The 18,558-nt window shown below is 60.4% G+C and carries 14 protein-coding genes; 11 read left to right on the forward strand and 3 right to left on the reverse strand.

The window, feature by feature from the left end; genetic code table 11:
- Nucleotides 1–72: 72 nt before the first annotated feature.
- From manA to Q0V70_RS08075, 4 genes are all read left to right on the forward strand, one after another.
- The gene (gene manA / locus Q0V70_RS08060; protein ID WP_297590538.1) at nucleotides 73–1,284 is read left to right on the forward strand and encodes a mannose-6-phosphate isomerase, class I; all 1,212 of its coding nucleotides are present in this window, start codon (nucleotides 73–75) and stop codon (nucleotides 1,282–1,284) included.
- Between the two features lie 256 nt (nucleotides 1,285–1,540).
- Complete coding sequence (locus Q0V70_RS08065) at nucleotides 1,541–1,834, forward strand: WhiB family transcriptional regulator (RefSeq protein WP_282921090.1); 294 nt, start codon at nucleotides 1,541–1,543, stop codon at nucleotides 1,832–1,834.
- A 30-nt stretch (nucleotides 1,835–1,864) separates the two neighbouring features.
- Nucleotides 1,865–5,197 carry a glycosyltransferase family 2 protein gene (locus tag Q0V70_RS08070; RefSeq protein WP_297590541.1) on the forward strand — a complete coding sequence of 1,111 codons (3,333 nt, stop codon included), beginning with the start codon at nucleotides 1,865–1,867 and terminating at the stop codon, nucleotides 5,195–5,197.
- Complete coding sequence (locus Q0V70_RS08075) at nucleotides 5,194–6,849, forward strand: DUF5719 family protein (protein ID WP_297590543.1); 1,656 nt, start codon at nucleotides 5,194–5,196, stop codon at nucleotides 6,847–6,849. Before Q0V70_RS08070 ends, Q0V70_RS08075 begins: the two co-directional genes overlap by 4 nt.
- 80 nt (nucleotides 6,850–6,929) lie before the next feature.
- Here the strand turns inward: Q0V70_RS08075 and Q0V70_RS08080 are convergent, their stop codons facing one another.
- The gene (locus tag Q0V70_RS08080) at nucleotides 6,930–7,787 is read right to left on the reverse strand and encodes an RDD family protein (RefSeq protein WP_297590546.1); all 858 of its coding nucleotides are present in this window, start codon (nucleotides 7,785–7,787) and stop codon (nucleotides 6,930–6,932) included.
- Between the two features lie 18 nt (nucleotides 7,788–7,805).
- Between Q0V70_RS08080 and Q0V70_RS08085 the strand changes: the two genes are divergently transcribed.
- Nucleotides 7,806–8,789, forward strand: a complete 984-nt coding sequence (locus tag Q0V70_RS08085; RefSeq protein ID WP_297345821.1) for a stage II sporulation protein M — start codon at nucleotides 7,806–7,808, stop codon at nucleotides 8,787–8,789.
- On the opposite strand, the gene Q0V70_RS08090 is transcribed toward Q0V70_RS08085, so the two are convergent.
- Together Q0V70_RS08090 and Q0V70_RS08095 are read right to left on the reverse strand one after the other, a co-directional pair.
- Nucleotides 8,786–9,775 carry a L,D-transpeptidase gene (locus Q0V70_RS08090; protein WP_297345822.1) on the reverse strand — a complete coding sequence of 330 codons (990 nt, stop codon included), beginning with the start codon at nucleotides 9,773–9,775 and terminating at the stop codon, nucleotides 8,786–8,788. The two genes, Q0V70_RS08085 and Q0V70_RS08090, sit on opposite strands and share 4 nt — an antisense overlap.
- A 20-nt stretch (nucleotides 9,776–9,795) precedes the next feature.
- Nucleotides 9,796–11,274, reverse strand: coding sequence for a L,D-transpeptidase (locus tag Q0V70_RS08095; protein ID WP_297590548.1), 1,479 nt, complete (start codon nucleotides 11,272–11,274; stop codon nucleotides 9,796–9,798).
- A gap of 203 nt (nucleotides 11,275–11,477) precedes the next feature.
- Here Q0V70_RS08095 and rpmE point away from each other — a divergent pair, with 203 nt between their 5' ends.
- From rpmE to Q0V70_RS08125, 6 genes are all read left to right on the forward strand, one after another.
- Nucleotides 11,478–11,789, forward strand: a complete 312-nt coding sequence (gene rpmE / locus Q0V70_RS08100) for a 50S ribosomal protein L31 (protein ID WP_296180421.1) — start codon at nucleotides 11,478–11,480, stop codon at nucleotides 11,787–11,789.
- Between the two features lie 104 nt (nucleotides 11,790–11,893).
- Entirely contained in the window at nucleotides 11,894–12,997 is a 1,104-nt protein-coding gene (gene prfA, locus Q0V70_RS08105; protein ID WP_297590550.1) for a peptide chain release factor 1, read from the forward strand.
- A 38-nt stretch (nucleotides 12,998–13,035) separates the two neighbouring features.
- Entirely contained in the window at nucleotides 13,036–13,908 is an 873-nt protein-coding gene (locus Q0V70_RS08110) for a peptide chain release factor N(5)-glutamine methyltransferase (RefSeq protein WP_297590552.1), read from the forward strand.
- Between the two features lie 278 nt (nucleotides 13,909–14,186).
- Nucleotides 14,187–16,268: a biotin/lipoyl-binding protein gene (locus tag Q0V70_RS08115; RefSeq protein WP_297590555.1), complete on the forward strand. Its 2,082-nt coding sequence runs from the start codon at nucleotides 14,187–14,189 to the stop codon at nucleotides 16,266–16,268.
- A 1-nt stretch (nucleotide 16,269) separates the two neighbouring features.
- Nucleotides 16,270–17,076 carry an ABC transporter ATP-binding protein gene (locus Q0V70_RS08120; RefSeq protein ID WP_366126916.1) on the forward strand — a complete coding sequence of 269 codons (807 nt, stop codon included), beginning with the start codon at nucleotides 16,270–16,272 and terminating at the stop codon, nucleotides 17,074–17,076.
- Nucleotides 17,073–18,443: an ABC transporter permease gene (locus Q0V70_RS08125; protein ID WP_297590561.1), complete on the forward strand. Its 1,371-nt coding sequence runs from the start codon at nucleotides 17,073–17,075 to the stop codon at nucleotides 18,441–18,443. The genes Q0V70_RS08120 and Q0V70_RS08125 overlap by 4 nt, the downstream gene beginning before the upstream one ends.
- The last annotated feature ends 115 nt before the right edge of the window (nucleotides 18,444–18,558 follow it).

The raw sequence follows: 18,558 nt of genomic DNA on the forward strand, positions 1-18,558 counted from the left end.
CTCCCCGAAAGTACTAATGAACGGCGAAAACCTCCCTAAAATTAATCCCAAGCAAACGAAAGGGGAAACGCCGTGGAGCGCATCGGAGGGATTGAGAAACGTTACGCCTGGGGCTCGGATACGGCTATCCAGGAGCGCTTTGGCATCGGTACGCCCGGTCAGACGCTGGCAGAAGTGTGGTTCGGTGCTCACCAGCTGTCGCCCTCGGTCCTGCTCGACGCGTCGGGGCAGCCCGAGGAGGACCCCTTGACTTTGGAGGACTGGATTGCAGCTGACCCTGTGGGCACTCTGGGGGCTTCGGTGGTGGAGCGCTTTGGGCCGCGCTTGCCCTACCTGATGAAGTTCATCGCCCCGAAACGCCCGCTGTCCCTGCAGGTACACCCGGATCGGGAGCGCGCCGCAGCCCGCTACAAAGCCGAGGAATTGGCGGGTATCCCGCTGGATTCCCCGCAGCGGCTGTACAAGGACCCCAACTATAAACCCGAACTCATCTATGCAATCACGAAGTTCGAGGCGCTGGCGGGGTTTCGGGCGCCCCGGCGCATCATCGAAATCTTCGCTGACTTGGACACGGAGCTAGCGGTGCAAATCGTGTCTATGCTGCGAGACAATACGTCTCCTGAGGGTATCCGCACGGTGGTGGATCGGCTCTTGTCTCCGCATACGACCCCACAAGCGGCGCAGGTCGAGGCCACGGTGGCGGCGATGACGGACCGTCTGCAGGCGGGGACTTCACCGTCCGTGCGGGTGGACCGTACCGTGATGGGTTTGGCGCGTTCCTATCCGGGAGATGCCGGAGCGGTGGTGGCAGCGATGCTGAACCCGGTGACGCTGCGGCCGGGGGAAGTGCTGTTTACGCCTCCTGGCGGGATTCACGCCTATCTGTCCGGGCTGGGTGTGGAAGTCATGGCCAGCTCAGATAACGTGCTGCGGGCAGGGCTGACTGAAAAACACGTGGATTGTCAGGAACTGTTGAACTGCCTGGATTATGTCGCCGCCCCGCCGGTACGCATCGCCCCGGAGTGGGTGACGGAATCGACCCAGGTGTTCTATGCCCCGGTGGACGATTTCGAGTTTTCCGTGACCCGCCTGGACGGGCGGGAACTGGCGCTGCCCGGTCACGGCGGACGGTTGATTCTGTGTCTCGAAGGCACTCCAACCTTGCGTGATGGAGCGACTGCCGGTTTGGTGCTGCACCCGGGAGAAGTTGTGTTTGTGCGGGCGGATAAGGTCCCGGTCTATGCCGCCGGAACCGGGATTGTGCTCCAGGCGGACATCCCCTGACACGAGTCAGCAATTAGTCCCAAACCTGTTTTTGTGGCAAACGTTCCACGGGCGTGTCGAACCTATGTGACATATCTCACATTTGCTCTCGAGCTGTGCAATTGGTGGATTTTCGCATGCTTGAGCCAAACTCGGCGCCTGAAACCACTTGAACTATTGAATCACACGCGTGTAACTTAGAGGTAACGGTTTTGGTGTCCCTGAGACGCGACGCCAAATTTACAGAAGTTGTCAGAGCGAATGAGGTGAAGGGTCCTTGTGGAATCTGTTTGGTGAAGGCGATCTCGATTTCGCTGATGCAACCCCAGAGATCGACGAAATTCTCAATGGACCGCTGGCCTGGCAGGCTCAGGCACTGTGCGCGCAAACCGACCCGGAGGCTTTTTTCCCGGAAAAAGGCGGTTCGACCCGTGAAGCGAAAAACGTTTGCTCCCGCTGCCCGGTCAAGGCCGAGTGTCTGCAATACGCGCTGGAAAACGACGAACGTTTTGGAATCTGGGGCGGTTTGTCCGAGCGGGAACGTCGTCGTATGAAGCGTCGCGCGTCCTGACCCCAATGCGGACGTAATATCCTTAACTCTGTGCGCACTGCAGTTACCGCCCTCATCGTCACTTCCGGGGAGACACCCTACCTGGCGGCAACCCTTTTGGCGGTGTCTCGGCAAACCCTGGCACCGCAGCAAGTGTTCGTCATCGACGTTTCCAGTTCCGGAGTAGCTCATCGTTCAGGCACGAAAGTCCTGAAAACTCCCGGCGCCCCCAACTTGGGCGAGGCGTTGCGCCAAGCCAAAGCTCAGCCCGATTTCCCCACGCCCGCTCCGGGAAATTCTCACGCCCTGTGGATTTTGCATGACGACTCCGCTCCGGCTCCCTCCTGCCTGGCCGAACAGCTGAAAGTCCTGGAATCTGGCTCATCTATCAAAGTCGTCGGCGCGAAACAGCGGCTGTGGGACAAAGCCAATCAAATCGTGGAGGTCGGCATTCGCGCTACCCGTTCCGGGCGGCGCTTGCAAGAAATGGACACCGGCGAGGTTGACCAAGGTCAATATGACGGCCGCGAGGACGTGCTGGGCGTGGGCACGGCGGGAATGCTGGTGGACTGGGAAACATTTTGCCGCCTGGACGGTTTTGACCCGCACCTGGGTCCTTTCGGCGATGGTCTGGAGTTTTCCCGGCGGGTACACCTGGCCGGGTATCGGGTCGTGGTGGCGCCGCGCGCTGTGGTGTATCACAAGATGGCGGGCTACTTTGGGCTGCGCGGTCTCGATGGGGGGCGTCCCGCCCGTTCCGCCCGCAGCTTCGACCCCACCGGGCGCGACGTGGAAGCCAACGGCAAGCTGGAGTCCGATGCGAAGCGTTCCTTTACCGCCCGGCGTACCGCCCAGTTGCACAACTGGATGGTGGCGGCACCCTGGTGGCTGTTTATTTTCCTCCCGCTGATTGTTCTGGTACTCGGCCTGCTGCGGTTTTTCTGGCGTATCCTCACGAAAGAGCCCAAGCTCGCGGCCGGAGAACTGCAATCCACCCTGGTGACGGTGTTCCGGCCTTTTGCCGCGTGGCAATCCAGGCTGCGGCGGGTGCGTCAAAGCAAGTTGAGTCCCCGTACTTTGCGGCCTCTCCAGGTGAAATCTTCCCAAATTCGCCAAGCCAAAACCACGGCTCGACGTGTCGCCAAAGACCAGCGCCGCCCGCAAATCGTGGACGCGGTAGCGCGGCGCAACTTTTATACCGAAAAGGCCGTGGATCGCACTCTCGTGTGGGTCGTTGTGGCTACCCTGACCCTGATAGGGCTTTTGGGTTGGCGTTTCGCCATCGGTGGGGTGTCCGGCGGAGCTCTGGCGAACTTGCCGGTGAACAATCAGGACTTTTGGGCCGACCTCATCTCCGGGTGGATTCCTGCCGGTCTGGGCTACGGTTCGGTGGTCGGGGCGGTGGACCCCCTGGGTCTGGAGGTGGCGAGCCTGGGGCAAATTGCGGGTTTCGTAGGGGTAAAAGGGTCGGTGGTGCTGGCGGTTTTACTCTTTGTAACTCTGCCCCTGGCCTGGCTCAGCGCGTGGTGGGCTGCCGGGATTCTCACTGATTCCCGCACGCTGCGTGCCCTGGCTGCCCTCTCCTGGGCCTTGAGTCCGAACCTGCTGGTTAGTATGGGCTTGGGGCAGTTGCCGGTGTGGGTTTTGGCGGTGAGTTTGCCCCTTTTCGCCGGTTCTCTAGCCCGTGGCACCGGGATGCCGGTGTCCCGCACCGTGATGGGAGAAATCGAACCGGTCACGGTCAGCGTGCATTCCGCCGCAATCATCCAGGTCGGCATCGCCGCCCTCACCGGTTTCCTGGCGGTCAGCGCCTCTGTGATTATGGTCATCCCCGTGGTGCTCCTGGTGGGGATGGCGATGCTGAAAGGGGTCGCTAACCCGCTTTTTGCCGGGGCGCAAACTGAGGTGCCAGACCTTGGCTGGAGCCCAATTCCGGCCCGTCTGCGGCTGAAAGCCGTCCACGCCATGATTGTGCTGGCTCCGGCTGTTTTGTTGGCGGTGCCAACGGTCGTGCGCACGGTCGGTACTCCCGCCCAATGGCCCCTGTGGCTGTCCAGTCTTTCAGTGCCGCTGTCCACCCCGAGGCCGAACTGGTGGGATTTACTCGCAGCCTGGCCGGTGGACGTGGCGGCGACCTCTCTGCCTATTGCTCTGCCCGGCTGGCAACTCCTTGCTTTCCTGCCCCTGGCTTTGCTGCTGCTGACCGTGGTGGCCGGGGTGATTATTCCGGGCCATTCCACCGGGGCGCAATGGAGTCTGCTGTTCGCGCTGGGCGGTCTGGCGACGGCGTGGCTGGCGAGCTCCACCCCGGTTTCCGTCTCTGGAGCCAACGCCGTGTGTGCCTGGGGCGGGCCGGGATTAGCATTGTTTCACGCGGGATTAATCACTTCCGCCCTGTTCTCGGTGGGGCGTCTGCAGCTGACGATGCCGGCGGAGATAGCAAACTGGAGTAACCGCAGTGTCCAGGCCATGGTGGCTGTGGCGGTGCTGATTCCGGTTTTGGGGGCCACTCCGATGCTGGTGAACCAGATGGTTACGCCCGGCGCGTCCGATTTCAACGCGCTGGCAACTTTTCGGGATGTGAGCCTCCCCGCCACGGTCGCCCAAGGTCAGTCCTCCCCGCGCCACCTGCGCGCCCTGAACCTGGAGGTCACCAGCGCTCCCAACCAATCCACCCTGGTGACGGCCGGTTTATGGCGGGACTGGCGCGACACGACTTTTGAGGCTTCCCCCTACCTGAAACTGAAAAACTACCGCAACGTGACCGGTTCGCGTACCCCCGATGCGGCTGACGCGGTGCTGCAGGCTACGGTGGCGTCGGTGCTGGGAGGCTCCACCCCGAAGCTGGGAGAGCAGCTCGCCCAGCTGGACGTGAACTTCATCATCGTACCCCGCAGTAAGGACGCGGCGACCACCACCCTAATCAACACGTTGGACTCGGCCGCGCCGCTGGAACGGATTACCACCACGGAGGCCGGCACGGTGTGGCGTCTGGTCGATTCCGCTGCGGTCAGCGTGGCTCGGGTCGCCCCGGCCCAGTGGAAGGGGGGGCATCCCTCCTGGCCGACCGGCGAAGTGACGGCGCAAGCGCTCAACGTACGGGGCGGAAAAACCCACGTCGAGGCGGGTCCGGCCGGGCGGCTGCTGGCCTTCAGCGAACGCGCTGATAGCAGCTTTACGGTGCGATTCAACGGCAAAATCATAGAACCGGTAGATTCGGGCCAGTGGAATGCGCTTTACCAGTTGCCTCCCAATCCCGGCACCGTGACCATCACCTATGCATATCTTCCTTACCAGTTGTGGGGCGCGGCGTTGCTACTGTCCCTGCTGATTGCCCTGGCTGCGGCCCTACCGCTGCGTCGGGTGTCGGAGGTGAGATTGTGAAACTGGAAACCATCGAAGATTCGCTGCCAGAGATGGAGTCGCCAGAGGTGGGGTCGGCTGGTTCTCGTTACGTGGCGGTCAGTCGCTGGGATGGGGTGCGTTGGTTCCTGGCCACCCTGATGGTCATTACCGTGTCGGGCCTGGTGGTCGCCGTTGGTTTGACCCGACCGGCAGCCGTCCAGAAGCCTCGCTACGGCGAGCCCGTGCCGGTGCCTCCCGGCCAGATTACCCTGTCTTGTCCTCAGGTGCCGCCCACGATCAACCCCGCGGCAGTCGATGGTGCCGGCAATCCGCTGGCGCCGCCCAAAATTGCGGGGTCGATGACTTCCACCGTGTTGGCGCGCACTGACCGAGTCCCAGAAAAGGCGGTGTACCAGCCTTTGGGTTCGTTAGGCCCCGCCCCGCAACCCGCCGCTGCGACACCGGAGGAAACGGACTCGAGCAAAACGCATCGTGCCGAGGGGACGCACTCAGCGGCGGATGACAGCGAAGAAGTGGCGCCGCCTCCAGAAAATCCCCGCAACGACCTGGACTTGACCCCGAAATCGGCGATGCTTTACGGCAGTTTTTCCACTCCGGTCAGCGGTTTCCTCACCGCCCAGCCGTGGGATGGCAAGGTGGCTCTAGCCGGGGCAGATATCGAACAATCAGTTTCCTCAGGAGACTACCGCGGCTTGGCCAGTGCGTCCTGTCAGCCGGCGCAGCTGGAATCTTGGCTGGTCGGCGGGTCGACTGAGGTCGGGGAATCGAGCGTCCTGCAGCTGATGAACCCCTCGGCCAATACTGTTGACGCCAAGGTAGAAGTGTGGGGCGACACCGGGAAACTCGATTTCCCCCGCGGAGACAAAATCAGCGTCCCCGCCCACCAGCTGCAGGCCATTCCTTTGGAATCCCAGGTGGGAGGCACCCAGCGCCTGGTAGTGCGGGTCACCGCGAACGGAGCCGGTCTGGCATCTTCGCTGATGACGCATAGTTTGCTGGGTTTGACCGCGGGGGGTGTCTCGCTGGTACACGCCTCGACCTCGCCCCGCACTACCCAGGTTATTCCCGGCGTGGCGATGGATGGGAGTCTCGGCGCGGTACGCCTGTTGAATCCCGGTGCGGATTCGGCGCGAGCCACCATTGAAGTCGTGAACGAAAACGGTCGTTTCCCGCTACCGGGGGGTAAAGATTTGGATTTGGATCCCGGCGCAGTGCTCGATTTCACGCTGGGTGGCTTGCAGCCGGGCAACTATGCGGTCATCGTCAACGCCACCCAGCCCGTGGCGGCCGGGGCGGTGGTCTATCGGCAAGGCTCTGTGTCCGCCACCGACCCGGATAAATTTGTGCGTGACCTGGCGTGGTTGCCTGCTCTTTCCACCGGCGGAGGAGTGGTGATGGGACCCGCCGCGACACAGCGCCAGCTGCTGGTGACGAACCTTAACGCCGAAAATATGGAATACCGGGTTGCCGGAGCCACCCACGTCGTCAATGCCATGACGACTGTGGTCGTGCCCCTCCAAGAGGAGATTCCGCAACTGGTGGAGGCTCCTGACCTGTATGTAACTCAGCTGGTCACCACCAATCTGGGGGATGGCGATGGGATTGATGCCCTGGAACCGATTCCTGACCTGTCCGTATCCAGCCAAATCTATGTCCACCTCACCAGCTAACCACGCTGCTGATGGGGGGCAGGAAACCGCGCCCCCGCTAAGCAAGGACAAACGCCGTGGATATGCCGGTCAGTCCGGCTCTAAATCCCGTACCGGGAACCGGATACCGCGGAAAGTTTTTTCTCCAGTCGGGCCTGGATGGCGTTGTTCGTGTGGTATTCGGCGTCTCGTCGCAACACCAGGACTGCCGCAATGAATCGCTCCGGGTCTGTGCCGGGGGGAGGCGGCGGATACACCTGGTTCAAAAGGGCGGTGGCCAGCGTTTGCGCCGCCTGCTGGCGGTGGAGCGGGTCCATCTTAGTGGCGCTTTGCAGGAACCGGCGCGCTGTCACGGTGGTAACCCCGTCCAGCTCACCGACATTGGCCTCGCTGGCCCACTGGGCAAGTTCCGGAGCCAGCAGCAGCGGTCGGCGGGTCAGCCCGGAAGTCTCGGAAACGGCGTAGGTTCCAGCGAAAATATCCCCGATACGTTTGCCTCTGCGGTTCGTCCACGCCGCGATAATGGCTCCGGCACCCATCGTCGCCCACAGCTCGCCCAAACCAATCAAGGTACGCACGAACGCGTGGCGCAACGTGATAGGCCCGCCGTCGTCACGGACTATGCGCGTCCCCACGATAAAGCGTCCCAGCGACTTCCCGCGAGTCAGCGTCTCTACCGTCATCGGCACCAAGAACAGCCACAGCGCCGTGATTATCGAAACCAACGCGGCTACTTGTGCCTCGTTGGAGAAGTACATGAAATCGTCACTTCCATCGTGCAGAGTCAGTATCAGGAACAGCATCTCATAGGTGATAATCATCCCTAAAATGACCGCGATGGCATCAATAATGGCCGAAACTACACGCAAAAATAACGAAGCGGGCTGCACCAGTAAAGCGATGGCTTCACCGGTGATGACCACGTCGGGTCGGATTTTCGTTCCGCTAAATTGTTCCATTAAGTATAAATTAGCAGCATGGACATCGATGCGTATACCGCAGGGCGAACTCAGGACTGGTCGCGCCTGGCTCAACTGAACCGGAAACGCCGTCTGAGCGGGGCGGAAATCGATGAATTGATGGGCTTGTATCATCGAGCCAGCGCGGACTTGGCGACCATCACTTCCGTGCCGACCGACCCGGATGTCGTGCTGGATTTGACGAATCTGGTGTCCACGGCACGAGGGCGTATCGGGGGGACGCGCCGCACGTTTCGGGAGTCTGTTGGTGGGTTCTTTACCGTAACTCTGCCCCTGGCGCTGTATCGTATCGGGCCGGTCTTCCTGGTGCTCATGGCTCTGTCACTCATTACCGCCGTGTTCACCGGTTTTTGGGCCTACACCCACCCGGAGGCTCTGCTGGCCCAGCAATCTGAGATGGAACTGCGCCAATACGCCGAGGATTCTTTCAAAGCCTATTATTCAAACTATCCGGCTCCGGATTTTGCCGCCCAGGTGTGGACGAACAACGCGACGATTGCTGTCCTGATGGTGGCCCTGTTCTTTACCGGCGCCTATCCGGTCTACCTGTTGCTGACGAACTTTGCCAATGTGGGAGTCGTCGGGGCCATCATGGCTAAGTACGGTGACTTGGGGATTTTCTTTGGGTTGATTACGCCCCACGGGCTGCTCGAGCTGTCCTGCATTGTCTTGGCTTGCGCCGCGGCCTTGCGGCTGTTCTGGGCGTTGTTTGTGCCCGGTGAGGATTCGCGCATGGTGTCCCTAGCGCGTGCGGGTCGCCAGTTCGGGCCGGTAGCGGCGGGGCTGATTATCCTGTTGGGGATTTCGGGTCTGGAAGAAGCGTTCTTGACCCCGTCTGCGCTGCTGACTCCCGTAAAGATTGCGGTGGCGGCGGTGGTCTATGTGGCTCTGGTGACGTGGGTGGTGTTTTTCGGTCGCCGGGCGCTACGGGCGGGTCTGAGCGGGGACCTGGAGGAATCGGCCGCCGGCTACGTGGACTAAGTGTGAGACACGACCGTAGTGCCGATGCTTATCAGGTCATAAATCGCTTTGGCATCCGTCACGCTCAGGTTCACGCAACCGTGAGAGCCTTTTTCAGGGGTATAGACGAAAGTGGAGCGCCACGGCGCCCCGTGCAGCGCAAAATCTCCCGAAAAGTACGAAATCCACGGGGCTGTCTCACTGTAGGGGCCGTCAAATCCCACCCCGGTCATGGTTTGCATCTCTAGCTTGGCGTACACTTTGTAAACCCCTTGCACCGTGGGGGCTTGGGCGTGGCCGTCCACCGCCGCCACCGGCCCGTAAATGATTTTCGTCCCGTCATAGACGGCAGTAGTGTGGTTCGTCAGGTTCACGTCCACCCACCGTTCTTGTGGCTGGGGCGCGTAGGACATAGCCGGGGCCGGAACGACGGTGTCATCAAAACCGCCTTGGCGGGCAGACAACTTCGTGGCGACTTCCACGTTACCTGTTTTTTTGTCCAGGGCCTTGGCGATGCGCGAAACCAAACTGTTCGGTTTGTCCACGACCGCGCCGTCAACCGGATCTTTGAGTAAACGCACCAGGTGACCGGCACTGTCCACCTGCCGGTTTCCGTTCACGGCGGGTTTATCGACTTGGGCGATGCAGGAACTCACCCACTGAGTGATTGCGTCAGTGCTAAAGCGGGGTGGGGGCAGGGGTTGCGAGCTGAGCTGCTTGACCGGATGGGGGACTGGATGCAGCCAGGAGCAGACCTGGTCAGGTTTTGCCAAAAAGCTGCTGTCGCCGAGGCGCAGAGTGACGCTGCGCTGGCATGCCGAGTCCCGCGCCGCGCTGATTTGGGCGGACTGGTCCTCATTCCAAGGCGGCGTGTAGCCAAATGCGAGCCAGCCGCCCCCGGCCACCACCAGCAACGTGGCCGCGGCCGCGAGCCATCTGGGGTTAGTCGCCAACGACCGACGCCGGTGTTGCGGCGTCAGATGCGTGGGGCGATAGAGGAAGCTCATTCGTGGAACCTTTCAAAAACCTAGATAACCCCAGCCCGGTGGATGACTACCGGGGTTCCTACCCGAGCCCAGTCGAACAGCTCCTTAGCTTTCGCAGGCTTCAGGTTCACGCAGCCGTGCGACCCCCCATAGTTCGTTTGGACCCAGTTCCAGCGTGTATAGGTGCCGTGTACGGCGTAGCCGCCGTGGTAGTACATGGTCCACGGACTCCAGGTGTCGTAAGGGCCGTCCCAGGCCTCATCGTTCTTCATGTGGGCGTTCACCAGTTTGGTTTGGACTCGGAAAATTCCCGGATGCGTCGGGGAGGGCAGCGATCCGTGGACTGCCTCGACCGGTCCCCACACGACTTTGTCTCCAACCCATGCCGCCACGGTGTGGTTGGTCAGGTCGATGCTGATGAACTTTTCTCCGGGTTTCGCGTTGTAGGGCGGGCGGGGAAGGTTTTGGTCCACCACGGTGTCGTTGAACTTGCCTTCCTGGACTTCCATCTCAAAGACTCCGCGATAGTTTTGTCCGCGGTTCAGCGCCGTGGTGATTTCAGCGGCAATGGTGTCATTGTTCGAGACTTTCTTTGAGTCCAGAGCCATTTTCGTCATGGTCAAAAGGTAGCCGTCTTTGGTTATGGTGCGTTCGCCCGGACTGTTGTTGACGTCGATTTCTTGGTCGGTGAACGTTTTTAGCCAAGCCAATACTTGCTTTTGGCTGATGACCGGTCCGTTCTCGGTGACTTCGACCCACTGGGCTTTGTCCGTGGGGGGAATGATGTGCCCAACTCGACGACCAATCAGGTTCACTTTCGGGGCAATGAGCGAGTTAGCCTGCTGCACCCAGGTTTCCAGCTGCGGATCCGCTTCGCTCGGCGCAACTTCGGTCAGTGTCACCTTTATAGATTGTTTCGTCTGGGTTTTCCAAGTTTTCTGAGCAGCCGCGATGAGGACTGTCGGGTCAACCCCCTGCCCGGCGCTACCCGGTTGCACCACAAAGGAACCCTGTTCGCTGTTGAACCCCAGATGCGGGTCGACGACGGTGTCGGGTCGCTTCGCGGTCAAAGCCCGGGCTGCCTGAGTGGCGGCGGTTTTGTCGAGGGTGAAAAGGGGGGTGACTTGGCGTTCTCTGACGGTAGAGGCCAAAACTCCGCTCAGGTTCTGGTTCGCTTTCATCACGGCCGCAGCGGTGCCGGGAACGTCGCAGTCCAACCCCATCTGGCCCAGACTCAACGAGGTTTCGGGGACATCGCCGCTAAATGTGGCTTTCAGGGTCTGGCAGCGGTCCGTCAAACCGCGTTTCAGTTCATCGGGAGTCTGGCCTCCGACATCGTGGTTTCCCACCATCGTGTGAGGCAGGGCCAGATTGGAATAGTGAGTGGAATAAGCCCAACCGCTACCGGCCAGGGCGATGGCGAGGACCCCCACACTGATACCAGTAACTATGGGCCAGCGCCGTTTTTGCTTGACGACACCGTGAATTTCCAGCTGTGGATTTGCAAAATCTTGTGCCATGGTTTCCCCTCTATGCCATGTTTATGATAACTGATTACCGTATTGAATCGGGAAGCCCCCATACCGGTTAGCTATCGCCGAGTGACCGTGGTAGCGCCAGTTGGTGTGACTTTGCGGAGTGTGGCATAATAGACCCTTGGTCTTTCCGGTTCACCCAAAGCTTTCGCCTCGGGACCCGGGGCCCTTGAACCCAAGGAGTAATTATGAAACAGGGAATTCACCCCGAATATGTTTTGACCGAGGTCACCTGCACCTGCGGAAATCACTTTACGACTCGCTCCACCCTGGCTTCGGGCCAGATGCGCGTGGACGTGTGCTCGGCTTGCCACCCGTTCTATACCGGCAAGCAAAAGATTCTTGACACCGGCGGTCGTGTGGCTCGCTTCGAGGCTCGCTACGCCAAGTTCAACGACGCTAAGAAGAAAGCTGCTGATAAAGCTAAGAAAGACGCCGAAAAGGCCGCTAAGCAGGCCGCTAAGGCTGAGGAAGCTAAGGCTCCCGCCGCTGCGGAATAGCGAAACTTTGACACCGGTCGGTACATGTTACCGACCGGTGTCTTTTATTTGCCAGGGTTTGCCTGGTGAACACCCAGATTTGCAAACGAAATGAAAGGTCAGAAATGAGTGACTTCCCTGAAGAATTTGCCGGCGTGGAAGCCCTGCTGGAGGAGTTCCACCAGGTCGAGGCACAGATGAGCGACCCGGATTTGCACTCCAACCAGGCTCATGCCCGCAAGGTCGGTCGCCGTTACGCGGAACTGAGCCGTGTCAACACCGTGGTGCAAAGCTGGTTGCAGGCGCGTGATGACTTGGATGCCGGGCGCGAGATGGCAGGTGAGGACCCCGACTTTGCGGCGGAAATCCCCGGGCTTGAGGCCGCTTTTGAGCAAGCCAACGCCGATTTGATTGAGGCCCTGACCCCACGCGACCCCGACGATGCCCGCGATGTCATTATGGAAATCAAAGCTGGCGAGGGTGGTGAAGAATCTGCCCTGTTCGCTGGCGATTTGATGCGGATGTACCAGCATTACGCCGAAAAGATGGGCTGGACGGTTCAGGTCCTGGGCTTGACGGAATCGGACCTCGGCGGAGTCAAGGATGCCTCGATTGCGTTCAAAGCGAAAGGTAACCCCACCCCGGAGGAGGGCGTGTGGGCCCACCTGAAGTACGAGGGTGGGGTGCACCGGGTGCAGCGCGTCCCGGTCACCGAGTCACAAGGGCGTATCCACACTTCGGCTGCGGGTGTGCTGGTCATGCCGGAGGCCGAGGAAACCGGGGACATCGAGATTGACCCGAATGACCTGCGCATTGACGTATACCGTTCCTCTGGGCCGGGGGGTCAGTCCGTGAACACCACCGACTCGGCGGTGCGCATCACTCACCTACCCACGGGAATCGTGGTGTCGATGCAAAACGAAAAGTCTCAGCTGCAAAACAAAGAAGCGGGGATGCGGGTGTTGCGTTCGCGCCTGATGCAGCTGGAGGCGGAAAAGCGCGAGGCGGAAGCGGCCGAAGCCCGCGCATCTCAGGTCCGCACCGTGGATCGCTCCGAGCGAATCCGCACCTACAACTTCCCGGAAAACCGTATCGCCGATCACCGCACCGGCTACAAGGCCTACAACTTGGACCAGGTGTTAAACGGCGACCTGGCTCCGGTCATCCAATCCGCTATTGATGCCGATGAAGCCGCTCGCTTGGCGGCAGTAGGCAAATCCGCGCATTAGCCTGCATACGTGTCGCCCGGGACGGCGGAAGGAATCCAATGCAGATACCCCAGCAAGCGGCGGCCCAATCGGCGCTCAATGACGCGGCTTTTGTCTTGAGCGAGGCCGGGATTGGCAACGCCTTCGGTGAGGCGCGCCTGCTGCTGGAGCACGTATTGGGTCACCAGCCCGGTTACGGCGAACGCCTGGACGGGCCGACCTGGCAGCGATTCTTTGAGCTGGTCGGACAGCGCGCCACCCGGGTCCCGTTGCAGCACGTCATGGGGGTCATGTACTTTCGTCATCTGACCCTGCGCGCCCGCCCCGGAGTGTTTGTGGTGCGTCCCGAGACGGAGTGGGTCGCCCAAGGGGCCATTGATGCGGCCGCGGATTGGGTGCGTCAAGGGGTCGCTCCGCGGGTGCTGGATCTCGGTTGCGGTTCGGGGGCGCTGGGGCTGTCTATTGCCTCCGAGGTTCCCGAGTCTGTTCTGACCTGCGTGGACGTGTCAGAAGCGGCGGTGGACCTGACAGCGGAAAACGCCCGGTTTACCGGGGTAGCGGCGCGGGTCCTGCACGCTGACGCTACCGACCCGCAAACGCTGCGCGACTCCCTTGTGCGCGCCGATATTACGCCAAAGTTCCACGTCATCGCGACCAATCCGCCCTACGTGGTCGACCCGGTGACGCAGCCCGAAGCGGCCCAGGACCCGCAGTTAGCGCTCTATGGCGGGGGCGCTGACGGCCTGGAGCGGCCGCGGGCGTTTTTGGCGGCGGCTGCGGCGGTCGCAGCCCCGGGTGCCACCATCGTGATGGAACACGCCGAGTCACAAGGCGAGGCCCTGGTGAAGGCTGCCCAAGCGCTGGGGCTGAGAGACGCCCAAACCCGATGCGACCTGGCCGGTCGCCCCCGATTCCTACAAGCTCTAGCCTGACCGTTGCCGGCCTGGGGGAATAGCCTCGGCCTGGCGACTTCGGTGGGATGCCTCGGGGCTCGTCAGGGTTAAATCAGGGGTAACCCTGATGGCGGCTGGGCGGGTAGGCAAGATAATCTGGGACTATCTCATCCTGAAGGGTGAGAGCGGTGTGTCCGGGGCGTGACGAAGCCTCCTACTTCGGACTGATTTTCCTGGATTTTCCGCTCTTCACAGGGCAAAAGTGCCTTCGGGAGTTTATAGTTTTTCAAATGCGTTTTTGAAATAAGGAGTAATTTGTGAGCGACGAACCTGTGTTCACTCCCCTCGAGGACCCGACCGTCACCCCCGCCGCGGCTGGGGACAGCGCGGAAAAGCCTGCCAAAGAACTGAAGTCCCCGAAAGAACGGTGGAAAGCAAAGAAAAAACCGCAGTTGGGAAACAAAAAATCCGGGCGCAAATGGGGACGAAAAAAGAAAGTCATCATTGGAGTGAGCGCGGTAGCCGTCTTGGCTATTGCCGGGTGGGGCATTCCGGCAGTGATGGGCCTGGGGGCTCCCAAATACGACCCAACGGCTGTCTATCGCGGGGACGTGACCACCGTCGTCAGGGAGGACGTCACCAAAACCATCAGCATGACCGGCACGCTGAAAAGCGCCAAGACCATGACCTTGTTCTCCTCGCTGAACTCGAAAGTACAGGCTCTCAACGTGAAGGCGGGGGACCGGGTGAACCAGGGTCAGCTGCTGGCACAGCTGGACAGTTCCGAGGCGAATTCGCAACTGGCTAGCCAACAGGCGCAGCTGAACGAAAGCCGCATCACCCAGCAAAACAGCATCGACGAGGCTGCCCAAAACTATCAAAATGCGAAAAGCGCCCTGGATCAGGGCATGAACCAGGAAATCCGCGGAGCCCAAACTTCGTTGCGGGAAGCCGAAACCGAATACGTGAAATCTTCGCGGGCCTACGAACAAATGAAGCAGGAGAGAGACAACCGCACTCTGCAAGCCTTGCTGGAACAGGAAAATGCCCTGCGCTCGGCTTATCAAGAGGTGGAAAACGCCAAGATGGAAGCGGGTCGCGCCGGAGCCGCGGTTTCCGAAGCGAACCTGCAGCGCGACATCGCCATCATTGAGCGGAATTCGGCCGCAGCGGATTTGGACCTGGCCAAGAAACAACTATCCCAGCTGCGGACCGACAAGAACCTGGACCCCACACGCCGCGATGCACTCATTGAGAATGTCAACCAGCGCATCGCGGAGCTGGAAGCGCAGGTCGCCACCTTGGATCAAAATGTTGATGATGGCAGCAAGGGTGCCAGGTCGGCCTGGTCCCAGCAGGCTCAGGCCAATATTTCCGTGGGCCACGCGAACGAAAACTTGGGGATGGCAAGGCGTCAATTCCAGGCTGCGCTCCGCCAAATAGACACCCAGATAGCCGAGGCCGGCGAGGCGGTCGCGAAGGCGCAAGGCGCTCTGTCTGACGCCAAAATCAGCTTGGAATACGCCAAAATCCACGCGGCTCAGGAAGTGAGTTCGAATCTGCGGGCGTTGCGGGCGGCCCAAGCCTCGGCGGGTTCGGGCCTGGCGGAAGGGCAAAGCACCATCCAAAAGCTGCGGGCCGACATCAGCTCGGCGCACGTAACTTCCCCGATATCAGGCATTGTGACCTCCGTAACCGCCAAGGTCGGAGCCGCTCCGGAAGGTGCCTTGATGACGGTGGAAGATGACCAAAACATGGTCATCGAAACCCAGATTAAAGAATCCGGGGTCTCCAAACTCAGCGTGGGTAACCAGGTCACTTTCACCACTCCGGCCACCGGGGATAAAGAGTTCACGGGCGTGGTGTCCTTTATTTCTCCGGCCGCCATCGACCAGACCCCCACGCAGCCCGGACAGGGCGGCGAACAGGGCGGGAGCGGCAACGCCTCGGTCATGTTTCCGGTGCAAATCACGGTAACGGGTGATTTGCAAGGCTTGCGCCTGGGGTCTACCGCCAAAGTAAAGGCGATTGTTGCCGGTGAAAAGAACGCTCTGACCGTGCCGAAGGGTGCTTTGGTTGATGCGATGATGCCGCTTGACGACCAGGTTCCACCCTCCACCGAAGCTCCCGCTCCGTCCGAAATGGCACACTCGGAGGCGACGGGCGAAGACGGCCCGAAGTCCGTGCTGGTGATAGATAACCCGGATTCGGAACAGCCGAAGATTCGCGAAGTCCAGGTGGAAGTCCTGGTAGAAGGCAACGGCATGGCCGCAATCAAGGGTAAAGGCATCAAAGAAGGCACGACCGTGCTGGATAACGCCATGAACTATGTCGGCTTGTCCGGGGAAACCGGTCACTATGTCGATACTCCGCAGATGATGGAGGGGACTGTTGAGTGACATCATGAGCCTGCCGGGGGTCTTTTCTGAGGGGCGGGCGCATTCACAAGCGTCCCCTCCCGTGCCCACCGGCCAGGGTAGCGGACAGTCGGGGGCGACGAAGGGACAGCCGGTCATCGAGCTGAGCGACATCTATAAGGGATTCTTCCTGGGCACCGACCACGAGCTGACCGTGCTGAAAGGCGTGAACCTGGCGATTTATCCGGGAGAGTTCGTGTCCATCGTGGGGTCCTCCGGTTCGGGCAAATCCACCCTGATGAACATCATCGGCTTGCTGGACCGGCCCACTTCGGGCAGTTACCTGCTGGGTGACGTAGATATTTCCGAAGCTGACGATAACGAGGCTGCGTTGATTCGCTCGCTTTCCATCGGGTTCGTGTTCCAAAACTTCAACCTGGTGGGGCGTACCGACGCGTTAAAGAACGTGGAGCTGCCCATGATGTATGCCGGAGTAGGGCGCGCTCAGCGCCGGGAACGGGCGCTGAAACTGTTGGAACTGGTCGGCATGAGCGAACGGATTCACCATCAGCCCAGTGAGTTGTCCGGTGGGCAAAAGCAGCGGGTGGCGATTGCGCGGGCAATGGCCAATGACCCGGACATTATTTTGGCTGACGAGCCGACCGGTGCTTTGGACACCGCCACCGGTTTGATGGTCATGGACCTGTTTCACCGGCTGCACCGCGAGCAGGGCAAAACCATCGTTTTGATTACCCACAACCCGGAGCTGGCTCAGCAAACCCAGCGCATCTTTACCATGGTTGACGGTGTGCTGAGCGAGGGTGTGTCGACCCAAGGAGGCGCCCAATGACTTTCGGAGAAAACGTGCGCCTAGCCCTGGCAGGACTGTGGGCAAACAAGCTGCGCGCCATTTTGACCCTGCTGGGCATCATCATCGGTATCGCCTCCGTGGTGACGATTCTCACCATTTCTCGCGGCGTGACCAGCGCGGTGACTGACTCGCTTGGTTCCCTGGGGGGTCAGGATATGTATCTCTCGGTGGATACCAAGGACAATATTGCCAAAGCAAAGTCTCGCCAAGCACAGTCCGGCTCGGATGACCCCACTTATGTGGTTGGGGATTCCGAGAGTACCGAGGACGAGGACATGTCTGGGGATAGCGGGTCTGGCTCGGCTTTCGCAGACAGCAACGGGGATGACCAATACCTGACTCCGGAAATTCTGGACCAGATTCGCGAGGAATTTTCCGACCAGGTTAAAGGTATCAGCGTGCAAGGTATGGGCAGTTTCGGCACCGCTAAGGGCGCGGCCGGAGACGTGGACGCGGATGTGCAGACCACCAACCAGGATTTCCTGATTGGGTCCAATATGGAAATGGTCGCCGGCCGCGGTTTTGATGCCGGTGAAATCGAAAGCGCCGACACGGTGGCGGTTATCTCCGACACCCTGGCGAAAAAATTGTTCGGGGGAGCGGCACAAAACGCCGTGGGTCAGAGCTTTGAGTTTGACAGTGACGAATCCCAAATGACTTTTCAAGTCATCGGGGTCGCCCGGCAGGTGCAAATGAAAGGGGCTGCCAACGCTCTCATCGGTGGCGGCGGGCCGAGCGGGGACAGTTTCTATATCCCCTACACTTTGGAAGAGGAGATTAGCGGGGTTAAGGAACCGGGGTTCAACTGGGCGACGCTGCGCCCGATTCCCGGCACCGATGCGAAAGCTTTGAAGCACAGTTTGCAGGAATTCTTGGATAAAACCTGGGCTGACTCGGATTACGGGGTCATGATTGATTCCATGGACTCGATGATGGATGAGATTAAGAAAGTCTTTTCCACTATCGCCTTGGGGCTGTCGGTTATCGCGGGGCTGAGCTTGCTGGTCGGCGGCATCGGGGTGATGAACATCATGCTGGTGTCGGTCACCGAACGCACCCGAGAGATAGGTATTCGCAAGGCTCTGGGGGCGACCCAGTGGAATATCCGATTGCAGTTCCTGGTCGAGGCCATGATGGTGTGTCTGCTGGGAGGGCTTCTCGGCGTGGCCCTGGGAGGTCTAGCTGGATATCTGGGGTCCAACGTGATGGGCAATCCCGCTATCCCGCCCTTGGGAGGGGTGCTGTTCTCGCTGGCGTTCTCGCTTGGTATCGGGATTTTCTTCGGCTACTATCCGGCGTCCAAAGCCGCCAAGCTCGACCCCATCGAGGCGCTGCGCTACGAGTAGCCCGGGGCTTGCACCCTGTCTAAAAACTATTTTTACGCCTCGGTGTGCCATATATGGCACACCGAGGCAAATTAATAGGATTAACGCCCGAAAAATATCCTCGGCTCGCAAACCT

This window comes from uncultured Mobiluncus sp. (genome assembly GCF_947087965.1).
Taxonomy (GTDB): domain Bacteria; phylum Actinomycetota; class Actinomycetes; order Actinomycetales; family Actinomycetaceae; genus Mobiluncus.

What these genes read in the sequence shown, in the direction of transcription:
- Q0V70_RS08080 (WP_297590546.1), bottom strand. Translation starts at nt 7,787, where the DNA reads ATGGAACAATTTAGCGGAACGAAAATCCGACCCGACGTGGTCATCACC.
- Q0V70_RS08085 (WP_297345821.1), top strand. Translation starts at nt 7,806, where the DNA reads ATGGACATCGATGCGTATACCGCAGGGCGAACTCAGGACTGGTCGCGC.
- Q0V70_RS08090 (WP_297345822.1), bottom strand. Translation starts at nt 9,775, where the DNA reads ATGAGCTTCCTCTATCGCCCCACGCATCTGACGCCGCAACACCGGCGT.
- Q0V70_RS08095 (WP_297590548.1), bottom strand. Translation starts at nt 11,274, where the DNA reads ATGGCACAAGATTTTGCAAATCCACAGCTGGAAATTCACGGTGTCGTC.
- rpmE (WP_296180421.1), top strand. Translation starts at nt 11,478, where the DNA reads ATGAAACAGGGAATTCACCCCGAATATGTTTTGACCGAGGTCACCTGC.
- prfA (WP_297590550.1), top strand. Translation starts at nt 11,894, where the DNA reads ATGAGTGACTTCCCTGAAGAATTTGCCGGCGTGGAAGCCCTGCTGGAG.
- Q0V70_RS08110 (WP_297590552.1), top strand. Translation starts at nt 13,036, where the DNA reads ATGCAGATACCCCAGCAAGCGGCGGCCCAATCGGCGCTCAATGACGCG.
- Q0V70_RS08125 (WP_297590561.1), top strand. Translation starts at nt 17,073, where the DNA reads ATGACTTTCGGAGAAAACGTGCGCCTAGCCCTGGCAGGACTGTGGGCA.